Annotated in this window: 23 protein-coding genes and 1 tRNA gene; 9 read left to right on the top strand and 15 right to left on the bottom strand. The window is 67.0% G+C overall.

Annotated features, from left to right (window positions below):
* Positions 1–221 precede the first annotated feature (221 nt).
* Both bagA and bagB read left to right on the top strand, forming a co-directional pair.
* Positions 222–1,268 carry an ATPase BagA gene (gene bagA / locus AC5WS7_RS12295; RefSeq protein ID WP_495954587.1) on the top strand — a complete coding sequence of 349 codons (1,047 nt, stop codon included), beginning with the start codon at positions 222–224 and terminating at the stop codon, positions 1,266–1,268.
* On the top strand, positions 1,268–2,470 hold the full coding sequence (bagB, locus tag AC5WS7_RS12300) for an ATPase BagB (protein WP_495954588.1): 1,203 nt from the start codon (positions 1,268–1,270) through the stop codon (positions 2,468–2,470). The genes bagA and bagB overlap by 1 nt, the downstream gene beginning before the upstream one ends.
* Positions 2,471–2,578: 108 nt before the next feature.
* Here the strand turns inward: bagB and AC5WS7_RS12305 are convergent, their stop codons facing one another.
* Complete coding sequence (locus AC5WS7_RS12305) at positions 2,579–2,902, bottom strand: WhiB family transcriptional regulator (protein WP_153408015.1); 324 nt, start codon at positions 2,900–2,902, stop codon at positions 2,579–2,581.
* Between the two features lie 365 nt (positions 2,903–3,267).
* On the opposite strand from AC5WS7_RS12305, the gene AC5WS7_RS12310 reads away from it, so the two are divergent.
* Positions 3,268–5,631, top strand: coding sequence for a penicillin-binding protein (locus tag AC5WS7_RS12310; protein ID WP_495954589.1), 2,364 nt, complete (start codon positions 3,268–3,270; stop codon positions 5,629–5,631).
* Between the two features lie 214 nt (positions 5,632–5,845).
* Here AC5WS7_RS12310 and AC5WS7_RS12315 read toward each other — a convergent pair whose 3' ends face one another.
* Complete coding sequence (locus AC5WS7_RS12315) at positions 5,846–6,310, bottom strand: GatB/YqeY domain-containing protein (protein ID WP_495954590.1); 465 nt, start codon at positions 6,308–6,310, stop codon at positions 5,846–5,848.
* 116 nt (positions 6,311–6,426) lie between these two features.
* Here AC5WS7_RS12315 and AC5WS7_RS12320 point away from each other — a divergent pair, with 116 nt between their 5' ends.
* The 3 genes from AC5WS7_RS12320 to AC5WS7_RS12330 all read left to right on the top strand — a co-directional run bounded on the left by AC5WS7_RS12320 (position 6,427) and on the right by AC5WS7_RS12330 (position 9,107).
* Positions 6,427–7,389: a metallophosphoesterase gene (locus AC5WS7_RS12320; RefSeq protein WP_040817765.1), complete on the top strand. Its 963-nt coding sequence runs from the start codon at positions 6,427–6,429 to the stop codon at positions 7,387–7,389.
* Between the two features lie 43 nt (positions 7,390–7,432).
* The gene (locus AC5WS7_RS12325; RefSeq protein ID WP_495954591.1) at positions 7,433–8,977 is read left to right on the top strand and encodes a DUF8017 domain-containing protein; all 1,545 of its coding nucleotides are present in this window, start codon (positions 7,433–7,435) and stop codon (positions 8,975–8,977) included.
* Between the two features lie 56 nt (positions 8,978–9,033).
* Positions 9,034–9,107 (top strand) — tRNA-Pro (locus tag AC5WS7_RS12330).
* 248 nt (positions 9,108–9,355) lie between these two features.
* On the opposite strand, the gene AC5WS7_RS12335 is transcribed toward AC5WS7_RS12330, so the two are convergent.
* Positions 9,356–9,553 carry a hypothetical protein gene (locus AC5WS7_RS12335; RefSeq protein ID WP_495954592.1) on the bottom strand — a complete coding sequence of 66 codons (198 nt, stop codon included), beginning with the start codon at positions 9,551–9,553 and terminating at the stop codon, positions 9,356–9,358.
* Positions 9,554–10,425: 872 nt separating this feature from the next.
* Here AC5WS7_RS12335 and AC5WS7_RS12340 point away from each other — a divergent pair.
* The gene (locus AC5WS7_RS12340; RefSeq protein WP_495954593.1) at positions 10,426–11,226 is read left to right on the top strand and encodes an SAM-dependent methyltransferase; all 801 of its coding nucleotides are present in this window, start codon (positions 10,426–10,428) and stop codon (positions 11,224–11,226) included.
* Between the two features lie 5 nt (positions 11,227–11,231).
* Here the strand turns inward: AC5WS7_RS12340 and AC5WS7_RS12345 are convergent, their stop codons facing one another.
* The 3 genes from AC5WS7_RS12345 to AC5WS7_RS12355 all read right to left on the bottom strand — a co-directional run bounded on the left by AC5WS7_RS12345 (position 11,232) and on the right by AC5WS7_RS12355 (position 14,628).
* A complete protein-coding gene (locus tag AC5WS7_RS12345) occupies positions 11,232–12,134 on the bottom strand; it encodes a helix-turn-helix domain-containing protein (protein WP_495954594.1) in 903 nt (300 codons plus the stop codon).
* A 192-nt stretch (positions 12,135–12,326) separates the two neighbouring features.
* Positions 12,327–14,048 carry an FAD-dependent oxidoreductase gene (locus AC5WS7_RS12350; protein WP_495955158.1) on the bottom strand — a complete coding sequence of 574 codons (1,722 nt, stop codon included), beginning with the start codon at positions 14,046–14,048 and terminating at the stop codon, positions 12,327–12,329.
* Positions 14,035–14,628: a zinc ribbon domain-containing protein gene (locus AC5WS7_RS12355; RefSeq protein ID WP_495954595.1), complete on the bottom strand. Its 594-nt coding sequence runs from the start codon at positions 14,626–14,628 to the stop codon at positions 14,035–14,037. The genes AC5WS7_RS12350 and AC5WS7_RS12355 overlap by 14 nt, the downstream gene beginning before the upstream one ends.
* Here AC5WS7_RS12355 and nicT point away from each other — a divergent pair.
* Entirely contained in the window at positions 14,588–15,691 is a 1,104-nt protein-coding gene (gene nicT / locus AC5WS7_RS12360) for a Nickel transporter NicT (protein WP_495954596.1), read from the top strand. The two genes, AC5WS7_RS12355 and nicT, sit on opposite strands and share 41 nt — an antisense overlap.
* Before the next feature lie 108 nt (positions 15,692–15,799).
* Here nicT and AC5WS7_RS12365 read toward each other — a convergent pair whose 3' ends face one another.
* Complete coding sequence (locus AC5WS7_RS12365; protein ID WP_495954597.1) at positions 15,800–17,398, bottom strand: succinic semialdehyde dehydrogenase; 1,599 nt, start codon at positions 17,396–17,398, stop codon at positions 15,800–15,802.
* A 124-nt stretch (positions 17,399–17,522) separates the two neighbouring features.
* Between AC5WS7_RS12365 and AC5WS7_RS12370 the strand changes: the two genes are divergently transcribed.
* A complete protein-coding gene (locus AC5WS7_RS12370) occupies positions 17,523–18,344 on the top strand; it encodes a crotonase/enoyl-CoA hydratase family protein (protein ID WP_495954598.1) in 822 nt (273 codons plus the stop codon).
* Positions 18,345–18,505: 161 nt separating this feature from the next.
* Here AC5WS7_RS12370 and AC5WS7_RS12375 read toward each other — a convergent pair whose 3' ends face one another.
* The 8 genes from AC5WS7_RS12375 to AC5WS7_RS12410 form a co-directional block, all read right to left on the bottom strand.
* Positions 18,506–19,198, bottom strand: a complete 693-nt coding sequence (locus AC5WS7_RS12375) for an acetoacetate decarboxylase family protein (protein ID WP_495954599.1) — start codon at positions 19,196–19,198, stop codon at positions 18,506–18,508.
* A gap of 226 nt (positions 19,199–19,424) precedes the next feature.
* Positions 19,425–21,032: an acyl-CoA synthetase gene (locus AC5WS7_RS12380; RefSeq protein WP_495954600.1), complete on the bottom strand. Its 1,608-nt coding sequence runs from the start codon at positions 21,030–21,032 to the stop codon at positions 19,425–19,427.
* Positions 21,033–21,068: 36 nt separating this feature from the next.
* Complete coding sequence (locus AC5WS7_RS12385; protein WP_495954601.1) at positions 21,069–22,310, bottom strand: hypothetical protein; 1,242 nt, start codon at positions 22,308–22,310, stop codon at positions 21,069–21,071.
* Positions 22,307–22,858, bottom strand: coding sequence for a nuclear transport factor 2-like protein (locus tag AC5WS7_RS12390; protein ID WP_495954602.1), 552 nt, complete (start codon positions 22,856–22,858; stop codon positions 22,307–22,309). The genes AC5WS7_RS12385 and AC5WS7_RS12390 overlap by 4 nt, the downstream gene beginning before the upstream one ends.
* 52 nt (positions 22,859–22,910) lie before the next feature.
* Positions 22,911–23,102, bottom strand: coding sequence for a ferredoxin (locus AC5WS7_RS12395; protein WP_067664296.1), 192 nt, complete (start codon positions 23,100–23,102; stop codon positions 22,911–22,913).
* Positions 23,102–23,908 (bottom strand): SDR family oxidoreductase, encoded by an 807-nt coding sequence (locus AC5WS7_RS12400; RefSeq protein WP_495954603.1) that lies wholly within the window; start codon positions 23,906–23,908, stop codon positions 23,102–23,104. The genes AC5WS7_RS12395 and AC5WS7_RS12400 overlap by 1 nt, the downstream gene beginning before the upstream one ends.
* A 46-nt stretch (positions 23,909–23,954) precedes the next feature.
* Positions 23,955–25,160, bottom strand: a complete 1,206-nt coding sequence (locus AC5WS7_RS12405) for a cytochrome P450 (protein WP_495954604.1) — start codon at positions 25,158–25,160, stop codon at positions 23,955–23,957.
* Between the two features lie 588 nt (positions 25,161–25,748).
* Positions 25,749–26,147 (bottom strand): hypothetical protein, encoded by a 399-nt coding sequence (locus tag AC5WS7_RS12410; protein ID WP_495954605.1) that lies wholly within the window; start codon positions 26,145–26,147, stop codon positions 25,749–25,751.
* Positions 26,148–26,210: the final 63 nt, after the last annotated feature.

Here is a 26,210-nt window from a genome sequence, read left to right on the forward strand (position 1 = left end):
CAGAGACTATCCGCGCAACCCGGCAGCAAGAACCTTTGGGCTCGCCGCAATCCGATGCCGGGTGCGAGCAACGCGTACCCGACACGGCACCTGCCGATGGGACCTCAGGAGGTCACGAACTTGCCGGACGAAGCGGAGGGCGAAATTACAGCCGTGTGGTGTACCAGACAGTTGGTGTATCCCTTGGTGGCTTTTTCGCTGCGGCCTATAGGCTCGCGAAGGTGGGAGCACCGATAGCAGCGCCCGTTTCCAGCGAAGCGGGGCCCGAGTTAGGTTGGCCGGAGCGGGCGGACAAGGCCCGGCTGCACTACGTTTCCGGTAAGGGCGGTACCGGGAAGTCGACGGTGGCCGCGGCGCTGGCGCTGGCGCTCGCGGCGGGTGGCCGCCGGGTGCTGCTGGTCGAGGTGGAGGGGCGGCAGTCCATCGCGCAACTGTTCGATCTGCCGCCGCTGCCGCCGACCGAGACCAAGATCGCGACCGCCGACGGTGGCGGTGAGGTCATGGCGCTGGCGCTCGATATCGAACACGCCTTCCTCGAGTACATGGACATGTTCTACAACCTCGGCTTCGCCGGCCGGGCGATGCGCCGGATGGGCGCCATCGAATTCGTCACCACGATCGCGCCGGGTCTCAAGGACGTCATCCTGACCGGCAAGATCAAGGAATGCGCCGTGCGGACCGAGGGGGTCGGCAACCGCACCCGCCCGGTCTACGACGAGATCGTGGTCGACGCGCCGCCGACCGGCCGCATCGCCGGATTCCTGGACGTCACCAAGGCCATGATGGATATGGCCAAGGGCGGTCCGATCGCCTCGCAGGCCGAGGGGGTGTCGAATCTGCTGCACTCCGAGCAGACCGTCGTCCACCTGGTGACCCTGCTCGAGGCGCTGCCGGTGCAGGAGACCGCCGACGCGGTCGCGGAACTCACCGAGGCCGACTTCCGCATCGGCACGGTGATCGTCAACCGCGCCACCGAGGGTTTTCTGCCCGCCACCATGCGCGCCCGCGCCGCGGATGGCGACCTCGACGTCGAGGCCCTGCGCACCGGATTGCACGAAGCGGGAATCATCTTGTCCGACAACGACTTCGAAGGAATCGTGCAGGAGACCGTGCAACACAGCGCGACCCTGCGCGCCCAGGACGACAGCGCGACCGAACTGGCCCGGGTCGACATCTCCCGGCTGTATCTGCCCGCCCTGCCCGACGGCATGGACCTGGGCGGCCTGTACGAGCTGGCCGAACATCTGAGCACTCAGGGAGTTCGCTGATGACCATCCCGGATACCGCCGCGCATGTCGATATCGCGAAGATCGTCGCGGACCCCTCGGCCCGCGTGGTGGTCTGCTGCGGCAGCGGCGGCGTCGGCAAGACGACCACCGCCGCGGCCATCGCCCTGCGTGCGGCCGAAACCGGCCGCAAGGTCGTCGTGCTGACCATCGATCCGGCCCGTCGCCTGGCCCAATCGCTGGGCGTGAGCGATCTGGGCAACAGCCCGCAACGTGTGCAACTGGGCCCGGAGGCGAAGGGCGAGCTGTACGCGATGATGCTGAACATGCGCCGCACCTTCGACGAGATGGTGCTCGAGCACACCACCCCGGACAAGGCCGAGCAGATCTTCGCCAACCCCTTCTACCAGACCGTCGCCTCCTCCTTCGGCGGAACGCAGGAGTACATGGCGATGGAGAAGCTGGGGCAGCTCGTCGGCCGGAAGGAGTGGGATCTGATCATCGTGGACACCCCGCCCTCCCGCAACGCGCTGGACTTCCTCGACGCGCCCAAGCGGCTCGGAAACTTCCTGAACGGCAGGATGATTCGCGTCATCATGGCCCCCGGACGCGGCGTCGGCCGGTTCGTGACCGGCGCGATGAGCCTGGCCGTGCGCGGCGTGTCCACGATCGTGGGCGGCCAGATGCTCAAGGACGCGTCACTGTTCCTGCAGTCGCTGGAGTCGATGTTCGGCGGCTTCCAGGATCGGGCCAACCGCACCTACGCGATGCTGTCCCGGCCTGGGACGCATTTCCTGGTGGTGGCCGCGGCCGAACCCGACGCGCTGCGCGAGGCGTCGTTCTTCGTCGATCGGCTCGCCACCGACGCGATGCCGCTGGCCGGACTGGTCCTGAACCGGACGCATCCGGTGCTGTGCTCGCTGTCGGCCGAACAGGCCGCCGCGGCCTCCGACCGCCTCGCCCCCGCGACCGGCAACGGCGTGCCCGGCGGGACGGTCAGCGCGGAATCGGACGACGACACGACCTCCGATCCGCGTGCGCTGGCGGCGGATGTCCTTCGCATTCACGCGCACCGCGCCACCACCGCCAAGCGCGAACAGCATCTGCTGCACCGGTTCACCGGCGCGCACCCCCGGGTGCCGATCGTCGCGGTGAGCGCGCTGCCGTTCGAGGTCTCGGATCTGCGGGCGTTGCGCGCGGTCGCCGATCAGCTCTTCGACTCGACCGGGGCCCACACCGCCTGAGCGGCACACTCGGTGCGATGCGGCGGAAGCCGGCGCCGGAGTCCCCCGACCGGTCCCGGAAACGGGTCGAGCCCGCGGATGCGGGCTCGGTCCGTTGTCGGCAAGGTCCTAGATGGCCACCTTCTGGTTGCGCTGAGCGCGGAAGAACTCCGCCCAGGACGTCACCTCGGGATGCTGCTTCAGCAGCGCGCGCCGCTGCCGTTCGGTCATCCCGCCCCACACACCGAATTCCACTCGATTGTCCAGGGCGTCGGCACCGCACTCCATCAGCACGGGGCAGTGCCGGCAAATCGTCGCCGCCTTGCGCTGCGCGGCGCCGCGTACGAACAGCTGGTCGGGGTCCACTTCCTTGCATCGGGCCTGGGAGACCCAGGCGATCCTTGCTTCGGCCTGCTCCACGTCCAATCGAGCGATGGGGGTAGTCATATGCATTTGGTGTGCCCCTTTGCAGTCCGAACACCGGGTCAACGGCGCTCCGGAATCGCGTGCAGTCCGCAGCAACCCAACCCCGCTGCGAACTGCACCACATTCCACTTTGAGTGTTAGCTCTATCACACTGGGTTCTCAATCTAGGTAAAGGTATGGGCGTAGCGCAAGACCGTGCCCCGATTTTCTGGTACGACCGTCCATGCAAAAGCGACATAAAACCGGGCAGTCTGAACGAATTGGGCGACACGCCAGGCTTTTCTCCGGGCGACGCGCCCGCATGTGACGAGATGCACGTCCCGAGCTGGGCGAGAGCCGGTGGCCCGCACCGCGCAACGTTCGCTCCGAGGCACTGCATTTAGTCTTGGAGCGTGCCGATCTCACAAACGCTCGCCAGACTGGCCGGGGCGTGCATCCTGGCGGCCGCTCTGATCGCCGGGCTGTTGTTCCCGCTCGCCGGTGGTTTCGGGTATATCTCGAACCGCGCCGCCGACGCCGTGGACAACGTCTCGGCGGAAGTACTGGAAGGCACCGTGCCGGCGGTGTCCACCATGGTCGACGCCACCGGCGCGCCGATCGCCTGGCTGTACGACCAGCGCCGGTTCCAGGTTCCCAGCGACAAGATCTCCAACAACATGAAGCTGGCCCAGGTCTCCATCGAGGACCGCCGCTTCCTGCAGCACCACGGTGTCGACTGGCAGGGCACCTTCCGGGCGTTCCTGCGCAACACCTCGAGCGGCGAGGTCCAGCAGGGCGGTTCCACGATCGACCAGCAGTACGTGAAGAACTTCCAGCTCCTGGTCGTCGCCAAGACCGATGCCGAACGGCGCGCGGCCATCGAGACCACTCCCGCACGCAAACTGCGTGAGATCCGCCTGGCGCTGACGCTGGACAAGCAGCTCACCAAGGACGAGATCCTCACCCGCTACCTGAACCTGGTGTACTTCGGCAACGGCGCGTACGGCGTCCAGGACGCCGCGCAGACGTACTTCGGCGTGGACGCCAAGGATCTGACCGTCGCGCAGTCCGCGATGCTGGCCGGTATCGTGCAGAGTTCCTCGCACTTCAACCCGTACACCAACGAGAAGGAAGTGCTCGCGCGCCGGAACACCGTGCTGGACACGATGATTCAGAACATCCCCGATCGCGCCGCCGAATTCCGCGCCGCCAAGGCGACGCCCCTGGGCGTGCTGCCCGAACCGAAGGGCCTGCCCAACGGCTGCATCGCCGCGGACGATCGCGGCTACTTCTGCGATTACGCGATGCAGTATCTGGAGGACGCGGGCATCAGCAAGGACCAGCTCGACAAGGGCGGCTATCTGATCCGCACGACGCTCGATCCGGCCGTGCAGAATTCGATGAAGGCCGCGATCAACGCGATGACCAACCCGAACCTGGCCGATATCGCCGAGGTCTCCAGCATCATCGCGCCCGGTCAGGACTCGCACAACGTCCTGGCCATGGTGTCCAGCCGCACCTACGGTCTGGACGCGAACATCCATCAAACCGTTCAGCCACAACCGTTTTCGATGGTCGGCGACGGCGCGGGCTCGATCTTCAAGATCTTCACCACGGCCGCGGCAATGGAGAAGGGCCTGGGAATCGACGCCAAACTGGATGTGCCCTCGTTCTACGCGGCCAGGGGCATGGGTTCGAGTGGTACGCCGGGGTGCCCGGCGATGACGTACTGCGTCAAGAACGCCGGCAACTACCGGTCGCCGATGTCGGTGACCGAGGCGCTGGCCCAGTCGCCGAACACCGCGTTCGTCAAGCTCATCCAGGCCGTCGGGGTGACGCCGACCGTCGATATGGCAATTCGCCTCGGACTGCGGTCATACGCCAAGGCCGGCACCTCCGGACACGGCAACACCAGCATGGCCGACATGTTCAAGCAGCAGAATCTGGGTTCGTTCACGCTGGGCCCGGTCGCGGTGAACCCGCTGGAGTTGTCCAATGTCGCCGCCACGCTGGCCTCGGGCGGAAAGTGGTGCCCGCCTTCGCCGATCAAGCAGGTCCTCGATCGCAACGGCAAACCTGTCTCGCTGACCCAGCAGGCCTGTGAGCAGGTGATCGATCCGGGCCTGGCGCACACCCTGGCCAACGCGCTGAGCCAGGACGCCACCAGCGGTACCGCCGCGGCCTCGGCGCACGCGGCGGGCTGGAACGTTCCGGTGGCCTCGAAGACGGGTACGACCGAGACCAACCGGTCGTCGGCCTTCCTGGGCTTCACCAATTCGATGGCCGGCGCCGCGTACATCTACGGCGACTCGCCGACGCCCGACGAAATCTGCTCGTTCCCGCTGCGCAACTGCAGCAGCGGAAACCTGTTCGGCGGTAACGAACCGGCCCGGAGCTGGTTCATGGGCGTCAAACCGGTGCTCGGCAACTTCCCGCCGTCGGTGCTTCCGCCGCTGGACGACAAATACGTTCGCGGGTCGAACAATTCGCAGATTCCGGATGTGACGGGCATGACCCAGGCCGAAGCGACCTCGGCGCTGATCGGCGCGGGCTTCCAGGTGTCGGCGGTGACCCAGCCCGGCTCGGCCGCCAAGGGCACGGTGCAGGGCACCTCGCCCAACGGATCGGCGATCCCCGGCTCGGTGATCACGCTCTACCTCAGCGACGGCACCGAACGCCAGATCCCGCAGGCGGGCACGCCGCAGGTGCCGAGCGTGCCCGGAATTCCGATTCCGCGGCTGCCACCCATCCCCATTCCGATTCCCATGCCGAGATAGTCGTCAGGGCACATTTTCGGGCGGACCCCCTGATCCGCGGGTCCGCCCGAAGTGTGTCAGAGGGCCGAAGCTAGACCGCAGCCGATCCCACACGGTTCGCGGCCCGTCTCGCCGCTCGGACGCGTGGCGGGTGCGAGGAACGAGTGCCCGACACGGGGCCGAACGGTGAGACCCCTGGGGGCCGCGAACAGCCGGAGCGGAGCGGAGGCAAAAATTACAGCCTGGCCTTGACCGCCGCGGACAGCCGCGAGCCATCGGCGCGACCGGCGGCCAGCGTGGTGGCGATCTTCATGACCTGGCCCATCTGCCGCATACCCGGCCGCTCACCGTTCTGCTCGGCGACGTCTGCGATCGCGGTGTCGGCGATATCGGCGACCTCGGCGTCGGTGAGCTGGGTGGGCAGGTATTCGTCGATGATCGTCTCTTCGGCGCGCTCGTTGGCGGCGAGTTCACCGCGACCGGCCTGCTCGTAGACCACGGCGGCCTCGTTGCGCTTCTTGGCCTCCTTGGTCAGAACCGCGATGACGTCGGCGTCGGAGAGTTCGCGCGCTTGCTTACCGGCGACCTCGGCGGTCTGCACGGCCGCCAAAAGCATGCGCAGAGTGTTCGTGCGCAGGGCGTCCTTGGCCTTCATGGAGGTGGTCAGATCGGCCCGCAGCTTGGATTTGAGTTCCGACATAGCGCACACGCTATCGGGTCCGGCAGGCTACTCCCAGTACTTTTGCCGCGGCGCGGATGTGACGCTGTGCGGAATCACACTCGGTATTCCGCACGTATCTCGCCTATCCTGATCGAATGCCCGTACTCTCGTCTGCCGCATTCCGACGAGCCGCGCTGGGGGCCACCGGGGCCGCAGTCGCCGGAATCGGCTATGCCACGTTGATCGAACGCAACGCCTTCGTCCTGCGTGAGACCACGTTGCCGGTGCTACAACCGGGCTCGTCGAGTTTACGAGTGTTGCACCTGTCCGATCTGCACATGACCCCCGGCCAGAAGCTCAAGCAGGCCTGGGTGCGCGAGCTCGAGGGTCTGGACCCCGACCTGGTGATCAACACCGGCGACAACCTCGCCCATCAGCGTGCGGTTCCCGCGGTGGTGCAGGCGCTGTCCGGACTGTTGTCCCGGCCGGGTCTGTTCGTGTTCGGCAGCAACGACTACTTCGCGCCGGTGCCGAAGAACCCGTTCAAGTACTTCAACAAGAACCACAAGCGCGTCTACGGCGATCCGCTGCCCTGGCAGGATCTGCGCGCGGCCTTCACCGAACGCGGCTGGCACGATCTGACCCACGTGCGGCGCGACGTCGAGGTGGGCGGAATCAAGATCGCGACCGGCGGCGTGGACGATCCGCATCTGCGGCGCGATCGGTACGAAACCATCGCCGGTGCGCCGAACCCCTTGGCCGAGTTGAGCATCGGACTCACCCACTCCCCCGAACCGCGAGTGCTGGATCGGTTCGCCACCGACGGTTACGACCTGGTGCTGGCCGGGCACACCCATGGCGGGCAGCTGTGTGTGCCGGGATTCGGCGCGCTGGTCACCAACTGCGGGATCGACCGTTCCCGGGTCAAGGGCGCCTCGCGCTGGGGCGCGCACACCCGGTTGCACGTCTCGGCCGGTCTGGGCACCTCGCCGTGGGCGCCGTACCGGTTCTGCTGCCGCCCGGAGGCCACTCTGCTGACGCTGGTCGCGGCCCCGCCGCAGCGTCCCGCGGCCGACAGCGGCCACGGGGTGTCGGCTTCGGAGGCCGTGGCGCGTTAGGGTTGCTCGCGCCGATCCGATACGTCAGGGGCGAGGGTGATCTATGAGTTCGACGAGCGATGATTCCGGCGAGCGGTCCTCCTCGAAGGACCGGCCCCGGTCACAGCAGGCCTCGGTGCTGCGTGGGCTGGATCTTCCCCATCCGACCTCGCCCGCCGATACGGCGCATACCGAGATGATCGATATCCGCGCGGCGAACGAGGCCGCGCGGACGCAGGCGATCCCACAGGCCGGACCACCGGCCGACAACTCGCGTACTCAGGCGATCCCGCAGGCCGAACCGCCTGCCGCGGCACGCGCCCAGCCGTCCCGCAACGATGCGAACCCGCCTGGGCGCCAGGACGTTCCGGCCGACTCCGCGCAGACCGAAGCCTTCCAGCAGCTGAGTTTCGGGCAGCAGGGCCCGGCCGGCGGGCAACAGCCGCTCGCGCTGTCACCGGAGATCGCGCAGTACGCCACGGACGGCCGGTCCGGGCCCGACGCTCGGACGAATCCGATTCCGCAACAGAACGTTTCACCGGCGCGCCGACCTCGCTCGGGCGCGGACAAGGACCTCGGCCCGCCGCCCGCGCAGCCTCCGCAGCCGGTCGGCAGAGGGCGTCCGCACGGCGGTCCGACGAGTCCGATGCAGCGGCAGCCGCTCGCGGATCAGGGTGCGCGCCAGCCGGAGCAAGCGTGGCAGCTGGGCGCGCCGGAGCAGTCCGGAACCCGTCCGGACTCCGCGAGTGGTGCGGCGAATTCTGCTGCACGACAGGATGATTCGGCCCATCGCCAGGAAGCGCCCGACTCCCGCCCGACCACCGATGACCCCACCGACGCCGCGGCCAAACATGCCGACCGCCCGCTGTCGGCGCGCGAGCGCAAGCGATGGTTGTTCGCCGGACTCGGCGCGGCGGCCGTTGTGATCCTCGGCATCGGGGCGACTCTGCTGCTGACCGGCCGGCACTCGAACGATTCCACCTCCACGGTGAGCGCACTGAGTTCCGGGGCGAGCGCCGCGCCGCTGGCCACTCCGGCCGAGACCGCCGCACCGACCACGGTGGCCGGACTACCGTCGCTGATCCCGGGCTATCAGGTCGTCCAGGTTCCGGAACGGGGCGCGGCGTTCGACGTGCCCAAACAGTGGCAGGTCGACCCGAACGGCACGAAGACATGGGGAACGGCGCCGAACACCGTCGAGATCGCCGGGTTGGTCCAGGACGGTAAGGGGTACTGCCCCAACTACATTCGCACCAACGCATTCCTGACGATGTCGGCGAAAGCGGATCCTGCGGTGGCCGCGGTCGACATCGGCACCCGCTTGGCCAAGATCGGCTGGGCCACCTCCACCGGCACAACCCCCGGCAAGGCCGAACCGCTCACCTCGCTGGACGGCCAGTTACACGGCTCGTTCGCCGAAACCGATGGCACATTCAAGCCACCGGCTCCCGGATGCGCCAAGACCTACGCCGTCTACACCTTCGCCTTCCCCAACGAGAACGGCAATTTCGTCATCACCATCGCCGCCGACACCGGCGTGGCCCGCTCGATCGACCGGGCCACCGCCCAGCGGATTCTCGCCAGCATCCGCCCCATCCAGCCCAAGTGACCTGCCGATTTAACGTCTGACCCCGCTCTGTTGTAAGCTACTCCAGGTTCGCATCACGGGGTGTGGCGCAGCTTGGTAGCGCGCTTCGTTCGGGACGAAGAGGTCGTGGGTTCAAATCCCGCCACCCCGACTCGTGTGTGGAGACACGGGAAAGGCCCCTGACCAGTCCACATGGTCGGGGGCCTTCTTCTTTGCCGTGCGCACTGTGATCAACGCCGAGGGCTGCGCGCGGTGGCGATGGCGCCGCACCGGCGGACCGGCTCGCGATCGGCGGAGCCACGGTCGTCCGGTGGCCGCGGCCGCGCTCGGCGGACAGCTCACCACAAGGCCCCCGACCTCAGCGGCCGGGGGCCGAGGCCTTCCCATGGCGGGTTCGGATCAGATGCACAAGACGACGCTGCCGAATGGGAAGCACAGAACCACCGACCCGCCGCCGCCCACGGGCGTAGCCGTTCGCGCCGACGAAGTGACGGGCTGAGCTACCGTCGTGGCCGCGGACGCGGCCGGAGCTGCTGCGAAGAGCAACGGCAGGGCGATCGTGGTCGCGGCCACGGTCTTGATCATTTTCGTTGACATGGTCCATACCTCGATGTCTTCTCGGCCGAAGGTCCTGCCGGACCTTCGGTTTACGAGCGCTGTTCAATAGCTATGAGCCTGGCCGCGGCCGGTCGGCCATGCCCTCGAGCCGCCCTTGTGCAATCGAGGTGCCCGCCTTGTGAGAGTTCGCCCCGACACGACCTGCGCCGGAAGGACCCAAGATCACCAAGCTGTATGGGCGGGAACCCTTTCCACGCCGTCGGAGAAAGGATGCTAAAAGATTACTGCCGCGCGCCCGAACTGGGCGAGGGACTAAAGTCGTCGCTTACCGGCGGCGGCGCCGGATGGCCGCGTGCACATCTCGACCGTGGATGGTGGCGCGCAGCCGGGGGATAATTTAGAGTTGAGACGTCACGTCAGTGATGCTGGCGGTGGGACGCCGTTGCAGCGACGCCCCACCTGGTGGGTCAGCTAGCCCGCCGGATGAACCAGCGGACCATTTCGAGCGCCCCGGCGCCTACGGCAGCACAGACAAGCATGATGCCGTAGTCGACCGGGGCCTTGCTCTTTGCGCGACGATGTTTCGCCATTCCCCACCACCTCCCCTCTGGGCGCGGAGTAGGACCTGGTCCTCCGCCCCTCGAAACGAGGTGTCATCACACTACGCGATCTTCGCGGGAACCGTTGTCGCGCAGTCGATTTGGACATTCGACCGACGTTCCAGAGTGCAGGAGTTCAGAGTGGGCAGGCGAGGGGGCTTGTCGCCCGCACCCCTTCCACCTGGGCTCGCACCGTTTTCAGATCCGTTGTGCGGCAATGGGAGACGTTGTTGCGTACGATCGGAAGCGAGGTCCGGGCGCGATCGCTCGGCGGGGGCGCGGCACAACCGACGACCGAGGTAGGGGATCAGGATGGGCGAAGAGGGCGAGCCGATCGTGGAGATCGACATCGAGACGCCGCACGCGGCGCGGATCTGGAACTACTGGATGGGCGGGCAGGACAATTACCCGTCCGACCGCGCGGCCGGCGATGCGGTTGCCGAGGTGTATCCGGACATCGTCCGGATGGCGAAGCTGTCGCGGGAGTTCCTGATCCAGGTGGTGAGCTACCTGGCCGGGGAGGCCGGGATCCGGCAGTTCATCGATGTCGGCACCGGCCTGCCGACCATGCAGAACACCCACGAGGTCGCCCAGCACATCGCACCGGAATCCCGGATCGTCTACGTGGACAACGACCCCCTGGTGCTCGCCCACGCCCGCGCGCTGCTGACCAACACCAGCCCCGAGGGCGTGACCACCTACGTTCCCGCCGACTACCACGACCCGGATCTGATCCTCGAGCAGGCGTCGCGAGTGCTGGACTTCTCCCGGCCGACGGCGGTGCTGTTCATGGGGGTTATGGGCTACGAACCGGATTTCGCGGTGGTGCGAGACGTCGTCGGCCGCATGATCGCGCCGATGAGCTCGGGAAGCCATCTGGTGCTCTGGGACGGTACCGACACCGGCGACGCGGTTCTGGCCGGTGGCCAGAAGCTCGTCGAGTCCGGCGGTGTGCCCTACATTCTGCGCAGTCCGGAGCAGCTCGCGGAATGTTTCGAGGGTTTGGACCTGGTGGAGCCGGGGATGGTGCCGATCACCGACTGGCGGCCGATACGGCGGATCGGGACAGACGAACCACTCGACGCATACGGCGCGGTCGGACGCAAACCCTGAAAGGGTCAGACCACGGCCCCGAAGGCGACGCCTTCGATGATCCGGCTGGTGCGCTCGGGCTGAAGTGCCTTGACGCACAACCGATCCCAGATCGAGTGATACGCGTCCAGATCGCCCCGCCGGTCGAGGAACTGCGCACAGGTGGCGTGATGCAGGTGCACGATATCGGACAGATCCGGATTGCCGAACCGCATCAGGGTGAACGGCACCGAACTGAGCACCGGCCCGCACACATGGTCGGGCACGATCTGGATCGTCACGTTCACCAACTCGCTCACCCGGCCCAGATGTTCCAGCTGCGCCCGCCAGGCCCGTGTACTACCGATCTGACGACGCAGCACGGACTGCTCCAGCAGCACCCACAACCGCAACGGATCGGATCCGGTGAGCCGCCGCTGCCGCCGTTCCAGCAGTTCGGCATGCCCGAGGTCGTCCGAAGCGCCCGGACAGGCGATATCCAGCAGCCCGCGCGCGTAGTCGGGAGTCTGCAACAGCTCGGGAACGATGCCGGGCGAATAACTCCGCATCAGGGTGGCCGAATCCTCGAAGGCGAGGTAGGTGTCGTACCAGCGCGGGGCCACCTCGGCATCGATGTGCCGATGCCCGGGCGCATTTGCCCGTCGCGCGAGGTTTACGTACTCGGTGCGCCGGGCCGTATCGCCGACCCCGTACAACGTCAGCAACTTCTCCAGATCGGGCAGCCGGAACCCCAGCAATCCGGATTCGAGCCGGCTGATCTTCGAATGCGAGGCACCGATCGCCCGGCCGACGTCGTACCCCTTGAGACCGGCAGCGACCCGCAGCGTCCGCAATCGAGTCCCCAGCAGGCGACGCGCAAGCGCCGGATCCTCGCCGGAGTCCTCATCTCCCTCGCGCGAACGCGCGACGGAGGCCATACCCTTGGTCACCGCCCCTCCCAGGGGACTCTGCAATCGCTGTCTCCGAGTTTGCCACAGCCCCTGCCGGGCGGCGAATCGACGTTGCGATGGCCCAGCTCGAGCCTGCCCGACCGCCGCGCGTTGCGGCGATCGGCGGACCTTCTCACCGCGGCGCGAGAACTTCGACCGAGGCGGTGACCGGATCGCCGCGCCCGGCCGGGCTCAGACCGGTGTGATCGGCAGGCGCAGCGCCGCCGGGGCGGCCTGCGGCACGACCGGCGACTTCGGGGCGACCGGGGCGACGCGGCGGTACGGCTCGCCGAGTGCGGGGCGGGGATCGGGCTCACCCTTGTTGGGCCACAGGGACATTGCGCGCTCGGACTGCGCGGTGATGGTCAGCGACGGGTTGACGCCGAGATTGGCCGAGATGGTCGAGCCGTCCACGATGTGCAGGCCCTCGTAGCCGTAGAGCCGCTGATAAGGGTCGACGACGCCGGTTTCGGGCGAATCGCCGATCGCGCAGCCGCCGATGAAGTGGCCGGTGATCGGAACGTTCGCCAGTTCGGTCCAGCTGCCCTGCGGGATGCCGTCGATCTTCTCCGCGATGCGGCGAGTGACGTCGTTGCCCTCGGGAATCCACGCGGGCGGGGCCTGCCCCGGGCCCGGCTTGGTGGTCATCCGCCGGCCGAACAGTCCGCGCTTGTTGTAGGTGATGATCGAGTTGTCCACGTTCTGCATGACCAGCACCCCGATCATCCGCTCGGACCAGCGCCGCGGATTGTGCAGCGTGGCCAGATCCCTTCGCTGCCTGACCATTTCGCGCAGGCCGAGCACCCAGCGCCGCTTACCCTCCTGCCCATCGACCAGCACCGTGGTCAGCAGGCTCATCGCATTGGATCCCTTGCCGTAACGCACCGGCTCGATATGGGTGTGGTCGTTGGGGTGGATCGAGGACGTGATCGCAACGCCCCGAGTGAAATCGGTGTCCTTGCGCCGCGAACGCGCGGCCAGCACCGCCTCGGAGTTGGTCCGCGCCAGATGCCCCAGCCGCGGCGAGATATTCGGCAGCACACCGCGATCGCGCAGATTGTGCAGCAATTGCTGGGTGCCCAGCGCGGCCGCGGAGAAGACCACCTGATCGGCGGTGAACGTCTTGCGCCCCTTGCGAATCCATCGCCCGGTGCGCACGGTGTCGATCGCGTAGCCGCCCTCGGGCAACGGTCGCACGGCGACCGCGGTGGTCAGCGGATGCACTGTGGCGCCGGCCTTCTCGGCGAGATAGAGGTAGTTCTTGACCAACGTGTTCTTCGCGCCGTGCCGGCAGCCGGTCATACATTCGCCGCAGTGCGTGCAGGTCCGCCGCCGCGGTCCGGCGCCGCCGAAGAACGGGTCGTCGACCTCGTTGCCCGGGCGCGCGTCCGCACCGGCGAACAGCACGCCGACCGGCGTGCGCCGATAGGTGTGTGCGATGCCCAGATCCTCCGCGACCTCCAGCAGCACCCGGTCCGAGGGCGTGGTGGCCGGATTGGTGGTCACGCCGAGCATCCGGCGGGCCTGGTCGTAGTGCGGGGCCAGCTCGTCGCGCCAATCGGTGATGTGCGCCCACTGCTTGTCCCGGTAGAACTGCTCGGGCGCCTCGTAGAGCGTGTTCGCGTAGACCAGCGAGCCGCCGCCCACCCCGGATCCGCTCATGATGAAGGTGTCGTTCAGCAGCGTCATCCGCTGGATGCCGAAACAGCCCAGCTTGGGCGCCCACAGATACTGGCGCATATGCCAGGAGTTCTTCGCGAACTCGTCGTCGGCGAAGCGGCGGCCGGTTTCGAGTACGCCGACCCGATACCCCTTCTCGGTCAGCCGAAGAGCCGTGACACTGCCCCCGAAACCGGACCCGATGACCAGCACGTCGTAATGCTCGACGTCCTCCCCGGGCTTATGGCCGCAGATTCCTACCGCGCCTTGCGTCGTCTCGGTGGGTTCCTGTTTCACAGGGACTCGCTTTCCGCTGGGCGGAAAGACTTACCGTCCCACCGCGGGCGTTGAACTTGTCCGCCCGCCCGGCGGCCAAGATATTTCTTGCAGCATTCATGTCTCGGTCTTGGCTCGCACCGCACGAGCATGTCCACTCGCGGACGCCCAGCGGCTTCGGTCCATCGACCCGGCCGCACGCCGAACACTGTTGAGACGGGGTCCATAGCTGCACACCATAGGCAGGCCGCGCGAGATCGAACGAGAGTCTCGCGGCCAGAAAATCGACATATTCGGCCAGTCGGCGAACAGCCCGCGAATCCGGCGAACCGCAGGTGAGGGACGGGCCGCTGAGCGGCTGAGCTATATTCCATCGAATTACTTTCGCGACGAGAACGGGAAACCGGTGGGAATCCGGTGCGGTCGCGCCACTGTGTCCAGCCTTGCTGGGAGTCAGACCCCGACTCGTCGCATCCCGTGGACGGGGACGCGAGATCCCCAGAAGGGCGGTGCCGGTCATGGCCCCCGAAGCGAATTCCCAACGCGTCCTGCGCGACATCCTGCACGACTGGAATCGCCGCGACTGGCTCGAAGCCACCAGCCTGCTCGGCGTCGTCGTGCTGATGCATCTGATCGGATTCGGCCTGTTGTTCGGTGCTATCGCACCGCACGGCTACCACATCGGCACCCAGGTATTCGGTGTCGGCCTGGGCCTGACCGCCTACACATTCGGGCTGCGGCACGCCTTCGACGCCGACCACATCGCCGCCATCGACAACACCACCCGCAAGCTGATGAGCGACGGCAAACGACCCAAGGCGGTCGGATTCTGGTTCGCCATGGGCCATTCCACGATCGTGTTCGTCCTGGCCGCGCTCGTGGTGGTCGGCGCGCGGGTGGTCGGCACCCTGGTCGACGACGACTCGCCCGCACGCAAGACGCTGGGCACCGTGTCGACCATCGCCTCGGGATCATTCCTGTATCTGATCGGCCTGCTCAATATCGTTGCGCTACTGAGCATCTGGCGAGTTTTTCGCAAGATGCGCAGCGGCGCGTTCGACAACACCGAACTCGAGGCGGCGCTGGACGCACGCGGCTTCCTGGCCAGGCTGCTGCGCCCGGTGATGGGTATGGTCACCCGGCCGCTGCACGTCTATCCGGTCGGCGTGCTGTTCGGCCTGGGATTCGACACCGCCACCGAGGTGGCTTTGCTCGCCCTGGCCGGATCCGGGGCCGCCGCCGGACTGCCCTGGTACGCGATCGTGGTGCTGCCCTTGCTGTTCGCGGCCGGCATGAGCGTAATGGACACCATCGACGGCCTCTTCATGAACATCGCCTACGACTGGGCGTTCGCCAACCCGGTCCGCAAGATCTTCTACAACCTGACCATCACCGGTCTCTCGATCGCGGTCGCGATCCTGGTCGGCTCGATCGAACTGATCACGGTGCTGCACAACGACGCCGGACTCACCGATCCGATCACCGGCTGGATCTCCGAGATCAATCTGAACAACGTCGGATTCGCCATCGTCGGGCTCTTCGTACTCGCGTGGATCGCAGCGGTGGCGTACTGGCGCCTGGCGAAGGTCGAAAAGCGCTGGGCGATGGACACTTCCGAGTAGGCCGGTCGAATCCGTGCTCGAACAGAGTTGTGCCACACGGCTCAACGGACACGTCCGCGGCCCGGTCGGCGAGGAACCGGCCCGCGGACGTCATCGGCGAAAGCCTGCTCAGCGCAGGCGCAATCGGCGCATCATCCGCAATGTCAGCAGCGTGGTCTGCAGCTGCTTGGCATACGGCATGGCCGCGCGGGCCGCCATCACCTGACACTTCTGCACGCCGATATTGACCGAATCGGTGTACTTGAGCAGACCGGCGTCACCGTGCCGGGTACCGACCCCGGACTGCTTGAGCCCACCCGAGGGCGTCGCCTTGGACGAGTAGGTGACCACGAAACCGTCGTTGACGTTGACGTTCCCGGCCTCGAGCTGACCCGCGATCCGCTCCGCACGCGCCAGATCGCGGCTCCACACGCTCGCGTTGAGGCCGTAGGTGGTGGCGTTGGCCTGCTCGATCGCCTCCCGCTCCGAGCTGAACTTGTAGATGGTGACCACGGGTCCGAAGGTTTCCATCGTCGCGTGGGTCATCTCCGGGGTCACCCCGGTCAGTACCGTCGGCTCGTAGAACGCCGGACCGATATCCGGACGCGCCTTACCGCCGGTCAGCACGGTGGCGCCCTTGGCGCGCGCATCCTCGACATGCTCGGATATCCGCGCGAGCTGATCGGGCGAGACCAGGGAGCCGAATTCCGGATCGGTGCCGTACGACGCACCCGCCTTCGAGCCCAAGTCCTCCGCCGCGGCGACGAATCGGCGCACGAACTCGTCGTAGACCCGATCGTGCACGTAGATGCGCTCGATGTGCATACAGGCCTGACCGGTATTGCCGAACACCGCGAACACCGCGCCCGGAATCACGTCGTCGAGATTCGCGTCCTCCAGCACGAGCATCGGATTCTTACCGCCGAGCTCGAGGCTGCATCCGATCAGGTTGCGCCCGGCCAGCTCACCGATGGTGCGTCCGGTGGCGGTGGAGCCGGTGAACATGACGTAATCGGAGTTCTCGATGAGCGTCGGGCCGACATCGGGACCGCCGCCGCACACGACCTGCATCAGTCCGCGCGGCAGCCCTGCCTTGTACAGCAGTTCCACGCCGAACAGCGTGCACAGCGCGGTCTTGTTGTCCGGTTTGAGGACCACGCCGTTGCCCGCGATCAGCGCCGGAGTGGAATCGGACATCGCGATGGCGAACGGGAAGTTCCACGGCGCGATGACCGCGACCACGCCCTTGGGCCGGTGCTGCTGGACCGAGCTGGAGATGACCGGCATATAGCCGCCGCGACGCACCGGCTTCAGTACCCGCTGGGCCGTCTTGAGGTAGTGGCTGATCACCATCGGCGGATCGCAGGACTCCTCGATCGCCATACGCCGGGTCTTGCCGCAGCCGATCTGGATCAGGTCGGCGATGGTCTCGATCTCGGTGAGAATCAATTCGTGCCAGCGCCGGAAGACCTCGAGCCGGCGCTCGACGGGCCACGAGGCCCATTCCTTCTGCGCGGCGCGCGCCTGGGCGGCGGCCGCGACCACGTCCTCGGGCGAGGATTGCGGCAGTTCGCCGACGACCGCGCCGGTGTACACCTCGATCATCTCGTAGGGTTCGCGCTTGTCACCCGCGGTGCCCGCGGTCACCATCGCGGTCAGCCGGTCGATGAGCGTCTTCGTGATCCGCGGCGGCAGCGTGGTCGCCCCGCTCTGCGTGGTTGTCTCCATCCGCACTCTCCCTAACTTGCCGCCCCGTGACGGCGGTCACCTCCTCTAAACTAGAACACGTTATTGTTCAGGACAACGTCCCGGGGTAGCTTGCCCCTATCCACGAGAGAGAAGAGAGTCGGCGATGACCACCGCAGCCACTGAAACCGGTAGCAGTACCGAGCCACACGCGCTGGTCGAGCAGCGCGGCGGGACGCTGATCATCACCATGAACCGGCCCGCGGCCCGCAACGCCCTGACCGGCGAGATGCTCGAGATCATGCTCAACGCGTGGCGGCGGGTCGACGAGGATCCGGACCTGCACTGCTGCATCCTGACCGGTGCGGGTGGCGCGTTCTGCGCGGGCGCGGACCTCAAGGCGATGAGCCGCAACGATCCGAGCAATGCCATGGGCGAGGGCGGCAAATTCGACGCCTCGAACATTCCGGGTCTGCTGAAGGGCTACCGGCTGAGCAAGCCGTTGATCGCCGCGGTCGAGGGCGCGGCCATCGCGGGCGGCACCGAACTGCTGCAGGGCACCGATATCCGCGTCGCGGGCGAGAGCGCGAAATTCGGTGTGTCCGAGGCGCGTTGGAGCCTGTACCCGATGGGCGGGTCGGCGGTCCGGCTGCCGCGCCAGATTCCGTACACCATCGCCGCGGAGATTCTGCTGACCGGACGTCACATCACCGCGGCCGAGGCCAAGGAGATCGGGCTGATCGGCCACGTCGTCCCGGACGGCACCGCGCTGGACAAGGCACTGGAGCTGGCCGAGATGATCAATGCCAACGGCCCGCTCGCCGTGCAGGCCATTCTCAAGACCATCCGCGACACCGAGGGGATGCACGAGGAGGAGGCATTCAAGCTGGACGCCAAGGTCGGGTTGTCGGTGTTCGCCAGCGAGGACGCCAAAGAGGGACCGCGGGCGTTCGCCCAGAAGCGCAAGCCGGAGTTCAAGGGGCGCTGAGCGACTCGGCGCGAGGATACGAGACCGGCGGGCGCGCCCAGCACCCGCCGGTCATCCGTAATCACGGCTCGTCGCGACTCGATCGCGCGGCGCCGTCGATATGATCCGCACTGCCGGGCAGACACCGGCGGATGTGCCTGTCCGAGGTAGGCATCCTGCGCTCAGCGAATCTCCTGAGCGTCCTGGAAAGTCATTCGCAGCGAACCGATTTCGCTGGTGAACAAGGCGCGCCGGGGCAGGCCCAGCGCACGCATCTGCTCGGCGATCGGATGCTCGCCGAGTTCGACCCGCGCCCCGCCCGGACGCATCCGCACATCGGACGGATTCATCACCCACGGCGTGCTGCGCAGCACGCCGTCGAGGTTGGTGTACGCCGCGATGGACGCGCCGCCCAGTTTCGCGGGCGCGGGGATGCCGCCGCTGGTCTCCAGGGCCACCACCAGACGCCCGTCCATGAGCACCTCGCAGCGTTTGCCGCGGCCGTGCGAGGCGATCCGGATATCGGCCATTTCCTTGGGGAAACCCCAGATCTCGCGGCCCGCCGCCAAGGTGAAGGGCTGATTCACCGGCAGCCAGGAGATGTAGATACCGATGCTCGACCGGTCACCGGGCAGCCGCGCCAGCACGGCCAGGCCGAATTCGTGATACGGCCCCAGATCACCGTCGATGTAGCGGACGAAGACCAGGGTGCAGATCGCCCGCCCGGCGACCGTGACCGGCTCCAACCCCGTGCCGCCCAGCATATTTCGAGCCGCGGCGGCGTCCGCGAGGAACATCGCCGAGGCCGCGTCCGCCATGCGGATCTCGACCGGCATCGTAACCGTTTCACCGAGAATGGAATGAACCGCCGCCATCCAACAATTAGAACACGTTATCGTTTTGCGCGGAAGGCACTCGGCGCGCGGACCTGCTCCGATCTCACGGACAATCCGGAGGCGATGAGTTCTCCGCGAACCGCACGGCTGCCGGGCCCCCGGGGGAAACGCTCAGCTCGTCCGATCGCACCCACCGCGCTCGGGCCGAGCGCGATCACGGGCATGCCGGTCGCATTCGCCCGGATCGCTTTCGGTCCAGGCGAATTCAGCCCTCGTGGTCAGGGGTATGCGACGCCGCGTGCTCCTTGGCCCAGCGATAGTCGGGTTTGCCACTGGGTGCGCGGACCACGGTGTCCACGACCCAGATCCGGCGTGGCAGTTTGTACCCTGCGAGGTGGGCCCGCACGTGTTTGCGCAGGGCCTCGAAATCGATCGTCGCGCCGGCCTCGGCGGATACCACGGCCGCGACCTGCTGCCCCCAGCGCTCGTGCGGAACGCCGATGACCAGGGCGTCGAAGACGGAATCGTGCGCCTTGACCACCGCCTCCACCTCCTCGGTGAAAACCTTCTCACCGCCGGTGTTGATCACCATATTGCCGCGGCCCAGCAGTGTGATCGAGCCGTCCTGCTCGACCCGGGCGCGGTCGTCGGTGACGACCATCCGAGCGCCGTCGACGGTCTGGAAAAGCTTGGCGGACTTGACCGGATCCTTGTAGTAGCCGATCGGCACCGACCCGGTCTTGGCGACCCAGCCCTCACCGCCGGGGCCGACCGGAGCGCCCTGCTCGTCCACCACCAGCGCACCGCGCCCGGTCTGCACGCGCGGGCCGCGACTGGGGTCATCGTCTTTCTGCGCGAAACCGATTCCGCCGAAACCGGTTTCGGATGAGCCGATGGAGTCGGTGATGACGGTGGTCGGCAGCAGCTCGATCAGATCGTTCTTCACCGACTGCGACAGCAACGCCGCACCGGACCCGACGGCGAGCAGCGAGGAGGCATCGACCGGATTCGCGCGGTACGACTCCACCAGCGGACGGGCCATCGCGTCACCGGTGATCACCAGGATGTGCGGCTGCACCGTCGCGATCACCTGCCAGACCCGATCGGGATCGAAGCGCGGCTCGAACACCACCGCGTTACCCGACCACAGCGCGGTGAACGTGGGCATCATCGCCGCGGCGTGAATCAGCGGCGGCAGCACGAACCACATGCTCGGATCGCCCTGCGCGCCGGTGCAGGACTGCTGGTATTCGTCGGTGACCGGCTCATTGCTGTAGAAGTCGATACCGCCGCCGAGCACCCGCCACATGTCCTCCTGCCGCCACATCACCCCCTTGGGCATGCCGGTGGTGCCGCCGGTGTACATCATGAACAGGTCATCGGCCGTTCGTTCGCCGAAATCCCTTGCCGTGGAGACGTTCTCGAATACCGACTCGTACGGCGTCGAATCGCTGGACAGGTCCGCGCCGCCCTGATCGTCCTCCACGACGAGGGCGTGGCGGATCGAGGGCACCGCTGCGCGGGCCTGCTCGACCGTCGGCGAATAGCACCGGTGATGCACCAGCGCGACGAGATCCGCGTTGTCGTAGATGTACTTCAATTCCTCGGTGCCGTACCGGTAGTTGATGTTGATCGGCACGGCCCGCACCTTGAAGCAGGCGATGAGCGTCTCGAGGGTTTCCACCGAGTTGTGCATCTGGAACCCGACATGGTCGCCCACACCGATACCGACCGAATCCAGGTGGTGCGCAAGCTGATTGGCGCGGTTCTCCAGTTCCTGGAACGTCACCCGCCGATCACCCTGGATGACCGCCACCCGGTCGGGCATGATGTCCACGGAATGTTCGAACAGGTCGGCGAAGTTGTTCGGCATCTTTCGGCCCTTTCGCTGCGAACGACCCGAAAGGGTCTAGACGACGGTGAGCGGCAGCGAACGCCGCTCGGTGAAGCTGAAGTCGGCGCCGGTGCTGAACCGGGTGATGGCCACTTCCGGAATTTCCTTGAAAGGCTTTGCCGCCAAAGCGATCTCGAAGACGATTTCACCGTCTGCGGCGTCTCGGGCGGTGGTGTCGAAACGCGGATTCACACCCCGCGCCATGGCGTTGACCGGACCGAGGTGCTCGGCGTCGACCAGTGCGGGCCAGCCGCCGTCGGCGACACCGGGACAGTCGCGGCGCAGTCGCAGCACCACCGTCTCCTGCTCGACGCTGATGTCGATATCGGTGTAGGGCAGCGGATTCCACGCCGGATGCAGACGCAGTATCTGGGCCAGCGCGGCCGTGTCGTCGCCCAGGCCCAGCGCGTTGCGCAGCCGTTCCGAGGTCAGCCCGGCGATGCCGGTGAACTGCTTGTGGGCGATCTCGGTGGCCTGCTCCGCGCTCGCGCGGTCGCGGACCGCGATCAGGAAGCCGAGAGTCAGCAGATGTTGCTGCAGGCAGACCTCATCGGCCATCCGCACCAGCGCGGACTTGGAGAAGTCACCGAAGGTCAGGTCGCTCAGCAGCGGGCCGGCGTAGTCGGCATTGCCGGCGTCGGACGAATCCACCGGCGCGAGTTCGAGTTTCGCCGCGGCCGTGGCCTCGATCTGCGGGGTGTGCACCGGAATCGGCGGCGGTTCGTGCGACGGATCGATGACGACGGTCCACGCGCACACCGGAACCCGATCGGCCGGAACGCGCGGCGGCCGGTGGATCGGCCGCACCTGCGCCAGCGGATTGGTGGCCAGCGCGGTGGCGTCGAAGGTGGGGTCCTCGATGGTGTGACACATCGAGACCACGAAATCCTCGCCCATCGGCTCGACGTCGGCCAGCGCGCCACAGTGGTCCAGCCAGAATTCGCCGTGATTGTCGTCGGTGACCCGGAAGCGGAAGTCCATGAACTGCGGGGGCGCACCGATATCCAGCTGCAGACCCTTGAAGATGGTCTCCACACCGTTACCCGGAATGTTCAGCGCCTCGCGCATGCGCCGGGTGTAGACCGGACTGGCCAGCTGCCATTCCTCGATCGCCACTTCGGCCATGCCCTCCCGGCCGAATGCCCCGATCGAATGCGCCATTCCGGAGCGGTCGATGAGATGTCCGCACAGCAGCAGCTCGGGCAGCAGAATCGCGAGCTGCTCCCGGCTGAGCTCGGCGTACCGGCTCGCGCTCACCACAGCGGCACCGGGGACTCGCCGATCCGGTACCACCCGGGCAGCGCCTCGCCGGACGCCGAGCGGGCGATGCGCTTCTGCATACCCGGCGAGAGCGCGTCCGCGGCCATCATCTCCACGAAAAGCGCTGCCACATTGCCGAAGTCGAAGAAGTCGCGCTGCCACGACCACTGGAAGTCGCCCGCGTAGCGGAACCAGCTGCCGCCGATGCCCTCCGGGCTGTAGTGGCTGCCGTCCGGGCGGGTGCGCTCGTTGATCTGCTTCCAGAAGCCGATCACGCTGCCGGACCGTTCGTCCACGACGAATTCCTGGTAGGGATAGGTCCAGCCCTCCAGGCCCGCCATCTCCTGTCCGAGCGCCAGATCGCGGATCTCGTCCCGGCCCACGGCCATGAATTCCTGCTGCGGACCGTAGTTCCAGCCGTACGTCGCGTCGGCGGTGTACATCTGCGCGAGGGGACGCCAATCCCCTTGCGCCTCACAGTTCTTGTTCTCCTGCACCCAGCGCTCGATCATCCGATCGAGTTCGTCGCGGGAATAGCCTGCCATCGAAAATTCCTTTTGCTCTCAGGGCTGTCGAGGGGCGCGGGGCCCGAAGGATCTAGTCGTCGACGATGGACAGGGCCTGCGTCGGGCAATAGCGGACCGCGGCACGCGCGGCCTCGAGATCCGCGCCGGGATCCTCGCGCAGAATTCGCACGGTGCCCGCCTTGGGCACCTCGAACAGGTCGGGGGCCTCGGCCTGGCAGACCGCGTGCCCCTGGCACAGATCGGTATCCACGACGATGCGCATCACCGGCTCCCTTGTTCGGCATCGGATTTCGGTTCGGTCAGCGGGGCCTCGGGCTGCACCTCGACCAGCACCAGATGTGCGCCGCGCGGGGTGCCCACCACCGCGAGCACGGCGGCGGCCAGGTCCGACGCGCGCAGGAAGTACGGATGCCGGGCGAAACCCCATTTCACCCAGTCCTCGAGCAGCGGCCCGACCACCTCCGGCTTCGCGTTCATTCCCATTCCGGTCTGCGTCGCGCCGGGACGGACGATCGAGGCGCGAACTCCGGTGCCCTCCAGTTCCTTTCGCAGCTGTACGGCCATGGCCTCGAGTCCGGTCTTGGCGGCGTTGTACGCGCCGACACCCGGGCGCGGCACGTCCACGCAGTCCGACCCGATGACCACGAAATCGCCGCGGCGACGCTCGATCATCCGGGGCAGGACGCGATACGCGAAGCGCTGCGCCCCCTGCAGATGCACCTGCACCTGCAGGCCGAACTCGTCGGGGCTCATGTCCCAGACGTGGCCGAACTCCAGGTCCCCGGCGCCGTAGACGACGACTTCCGCAGGGCCCAGGGCCTTTTCGGCCTCGGCGATGAACTCGTCGACCGAGTCGTTGTCCGCTACGTCGAGCCGGTACGCGAACGCCTCGCCGCCGTCGGCGCGGATCTTCTCGGCCAGTTCCTGGCATACCTCGACCCGGCGCGCCCCCAGGGCGACCGGATAGCCCTGTTCGGCCAGGGCCACGGCGGTGGCCGCGCCGATTCCCGAAGAGGCCCCGGCGATCAGCGCCGGACGGCGCTGCGGATGTGGTTCGAATCTGGGCATCAGTGGCTCACCTCGTCGGCTGTAACAGTGGTCGCATTCTGGCGTGTCATCGAAGCTGCACCCGCACAGGAAGTTTCGCGAAACCGCGGACATTGGTGGAGTGCACCCGCTCGATGCCCGCGAGGTCCACCTCGTAGGCGCGGACCCGGTCGGCGAACTCCCGCAACGCGATCGAGGCCTCGAGGCGCGCCAGATGCGCACCGAGGCAGAAGTGCACGCCGCGGCCGAAGCTCAGCAGCCCGCCCTTGTCCGGGCGTTCGATGTCGTAGATCTCCGGATCGGCGAAGACGTTCTCGTCGCGATTCGCCGAGCCGACCAGCAGCAGCACCTTGGCCCCCGCGGGCACGGTGCCGCCGTGGAATTCCAGGTCGACCGCGGCGGTGCGGGCCAGGATCTGGCTCGAGGTGTCGTAGCGCAGCGTCTCCTCGACCCAGTCCGGCACCAGCTCGGGCTGCGCCGCGGCCTTCGCGTACTGCTCCGGATTGATCGCGGCCCAGTACAGGGCGTTGCCCAGCAGTTTGGTGGTGGTCTCGTTCCCGGCGATGACCATCAGGAACATGAACCCGAGGATCTCCTCGTCGGTGAGCCGGTCCCCGTCGGCCTCCGCGTCCAGCAGCGCCGAGGTCAGGTCCTCGGTACGGGCGCGGCGGCGCTGGGCGATCATCTCCGCGTAGTAGCCGACCAGCTCGAGCGTGGCCTCGACCGCGGCCACCGGGACGTCCAGCACGCCGTCCTCGCGATGCACCACCAGATCGGCCAGCCGCCGGATCTCGGCGCGATCGGGTTCGGGCACGCCCATCAGCTCGGAGATCACATCCATCGGCAGTTTGCCCGCGACCTGCTCGATCCAGTCGAAACTGCCGGCAGCCAGGGCCGGTTCGAGATGTTGCAGCGTCAATTCCCGGATCCGGCGGTCCATCGCGGCGACGCGGCGCGGGGTGAACCCCTTGAACACGAGCTGGCGCAGCCGCAGGTGCCGCGGATCGTCCAGCGCCAGGAACGACATCGTCTTGTGCGCGTGCGGGCCCCAGGCGGCCGGATCCAGCGATACGCCGTTCGCACTCGACAGCCGCACGTTGTCCCGGAATCCCGCGCCGACGTCGGCGTGCTGCGACAACGCCCAGAACCCGAGGCCGGGATTGTGATAGAGCGGAGCCTCGGCCCGCAGCCGCCGGTACAGCGGGTACGGATCCTCGTGGAAGGCGTAGTCGTACGGGTCGAAGGTGAGCGGTTCCGCGGCAACGTCGGTCATCGCCATCACCTCCGATTCGAGAACGCGTTCAGTCCCCTGCGACAACCACCGGCCGCCACGAGAGACACGTAGCTGGACATGTGTCTGGACCGTACCACCGGCAAGCCGCGCCGACAACGTATCTTCGATTTTCCCAGGCTTCGGAGATTCGAGGCAGGGGTTCGCCCCGCACAGCGGGAGTGGCGGTGGGAGGCTTCCGGCAGGGACGCCACGACACCGGGCACGGCAGTTACGTCGCCACCACGAGGTGAACTGCAACAAGTTCACGCACGCGAGCGCCGTTTCGCGCATTCGTGCCCAGGTGAGGAGTCGCAACCATCGGCCACCCTCGAAATGCAGCGCGGTCGCGGGAACTCCGGTGGAACGACTGGTTCGAGGGGCACGTCACGGTCACTCCAGCGTTCGCCCGAGCCGACGCCGAAAACCTGCGGAACGCCGACGAGGCACGGTCGCTGCGCGCGTCGCCGGAATGCCCTGTGCGCGTTGGATACTCAGCCGAGGGACGACACCGAACCGATATGCCACCTCGATCGAGTCGTCACGGGTCCGGCAGAAGTGGATCAGGATCGCAACAGCGTCTCGCTTCGATCAAAAGTATTGCTGCACAACCGAATCGAACTCATCACTGTCATCGACCTCGGTCGGGGGGAGGTACCGCCGCTCCCGGACGTGCCGCAGGAAATCCTCGGGGATATCCAGCCCGTACCGCGACAGATAGTGCACCGAATCAACCCGCCAGATCCACTCACCATCCGAGATCAGCGACGAGGCGCTCATGATCCGCTCCGTACCGTCGACCAGATCGGTCAGCACGTCCAGCACATCGAAAACACCGGGCGCAGAACGCATATACTCAACGATCTCCGCGCGATCCTCGATCACCCGATCGGTGAACGACTCGGCGAGCGAAGGCAACTCATCGTGCCGCCCCTTGCGCCGATCGGCATACATCTCCCGGTACATCCCGACCGTCTTCAACTCTGTCATCGGTAGTATCTCGCCCCCGGATGTGTCGCGACGGTCCACAGGTCATTGATCACGATCACCCTA

Source organism: Nocardia sp. PLKS1-43, assembly GCF_059510335.1.

Coding starts and splice junctions, on each gene's coding strand:
- AC5WS7_RS12305 (WP_153408015.1), bottom strand. CDS start 2,902: ATGCATATGACTACCCCCATCGCTCGATTGGACGTGGAGCAGGCCGAA.
- AC5WS7_RS12400 (WP_495954603.1), bottom strand. CDS start 23,908: ATGCCCAGATTCGAACCACATCCGCAGCGCCGTCCGGCGCTGATCGCC.
- AC5WS7_RS12320 (WP_040817765.1), top strand. CDS start 6,427: ATGCCCGTACTCTCGTCTGCCGCATTCCGACGAGCCGCGCTGGGGGCC.
- AC5WS7_RS12340 (WP_495954593.1), top strand. CDS start 10,426: ATGGGCGAAGAGGGCGAGCCGATCGTGGAGATCGACATCGAGACGCCG.
- AC5WS7_RS12315 (WP_495954590.1), bottom strand. CDS start 6,310: ATGTCGGAACTCAAATCCAAGCTGCGGGCCGATCTGACCACCTCCATG.
- nicT (WP_495954596.1), top strand. CDS start 14,588: ATGGCCCCCGAAGCGAATTCCCAACGCGTCCTGCGCGACATCCTGCAC.
- bagB (WP_495954588.1), top strand. CDS start 1,268: ATGACCATCCCGGATACCGCCGCGCATGTCGATATCGCGAAGATCGTC.
- AC5WS7_RS12395 (WP_067664296.1), bottom strand. CDS start 23,102: ATGCGCATCGTCGTGGATACCGATCTGTGCCAGGGGCACGCGGTCTGC.
- AC5WS7_RS12370 (WP_495954598.1), top strand. CDS start 17,523: ATGACCACCGCAGCCACTGAAACCGGTAGCAGTACCGAGCCACACGCG.
- AC5WS7_RS12355 (WP_495954595.1), bottom strand. CDS start 14,628: ATGTCGCGCAGGACGCGTTGGGAATTCGCTTCGGGGGCCATGACCGGC.
- AC5WS7_RS12405 (WP_495954604.1), bottom strand. CDS start 25,160: ATGACCGACGTTGCCGCGGAACCGCTCACCTTCGACCCGTACGACTAC.
- AC5WS7_RS12365 (WP_495954597.1), bottom strand. CDS start 17,398: ATGGAGACAACCACGCAGAGCGGGGCGACCACGCTGCCGCCGCGGATC.
- AC5WS7_RS12380 (WP_495954600.1), bottom strand. CDS start 21,032: ATGCCGAACAACTTCGCCGACCTGTTCGAACATTCCGTGGACATCATG.
- AC5WS7_RS12375 (WP_495954599.1), bottom strand. CDS start 19,198: ATGGCGGCGGTTCATTCCATTCTCGGTGAAACGGTTACGATGCCGGTC.
- AC5WS7_RS12325 (WP_495954591.1), top strand. CDS start 7,433: ATGAGTTCGACGAGCGATGATTCCGGCGAGCGGTCCTCCTCGAAGGAC.
- AC5WS7_RS12390 (WP_495954602.1), bottom strand. CDS start 22,858: ATGGCAGGCTATTCCCGCGACGAACTCGATCGGATGATCGAGCGCTGG.
- AC5WS7_RS12410 (WP_495954605.1), bottom strand. CDS start 26,147: ATGACAGAGTTGAAGACGGTCGGGATGTACCGGGAGATGTATGCCGAT.
- AC5WS7_RS12335 (WP_495954592.1), bottom strand. CDS start 9,553: ATGTCAACGAAAATGATCAAGACCGTGGCCGCGACCACGATCGCCCTG.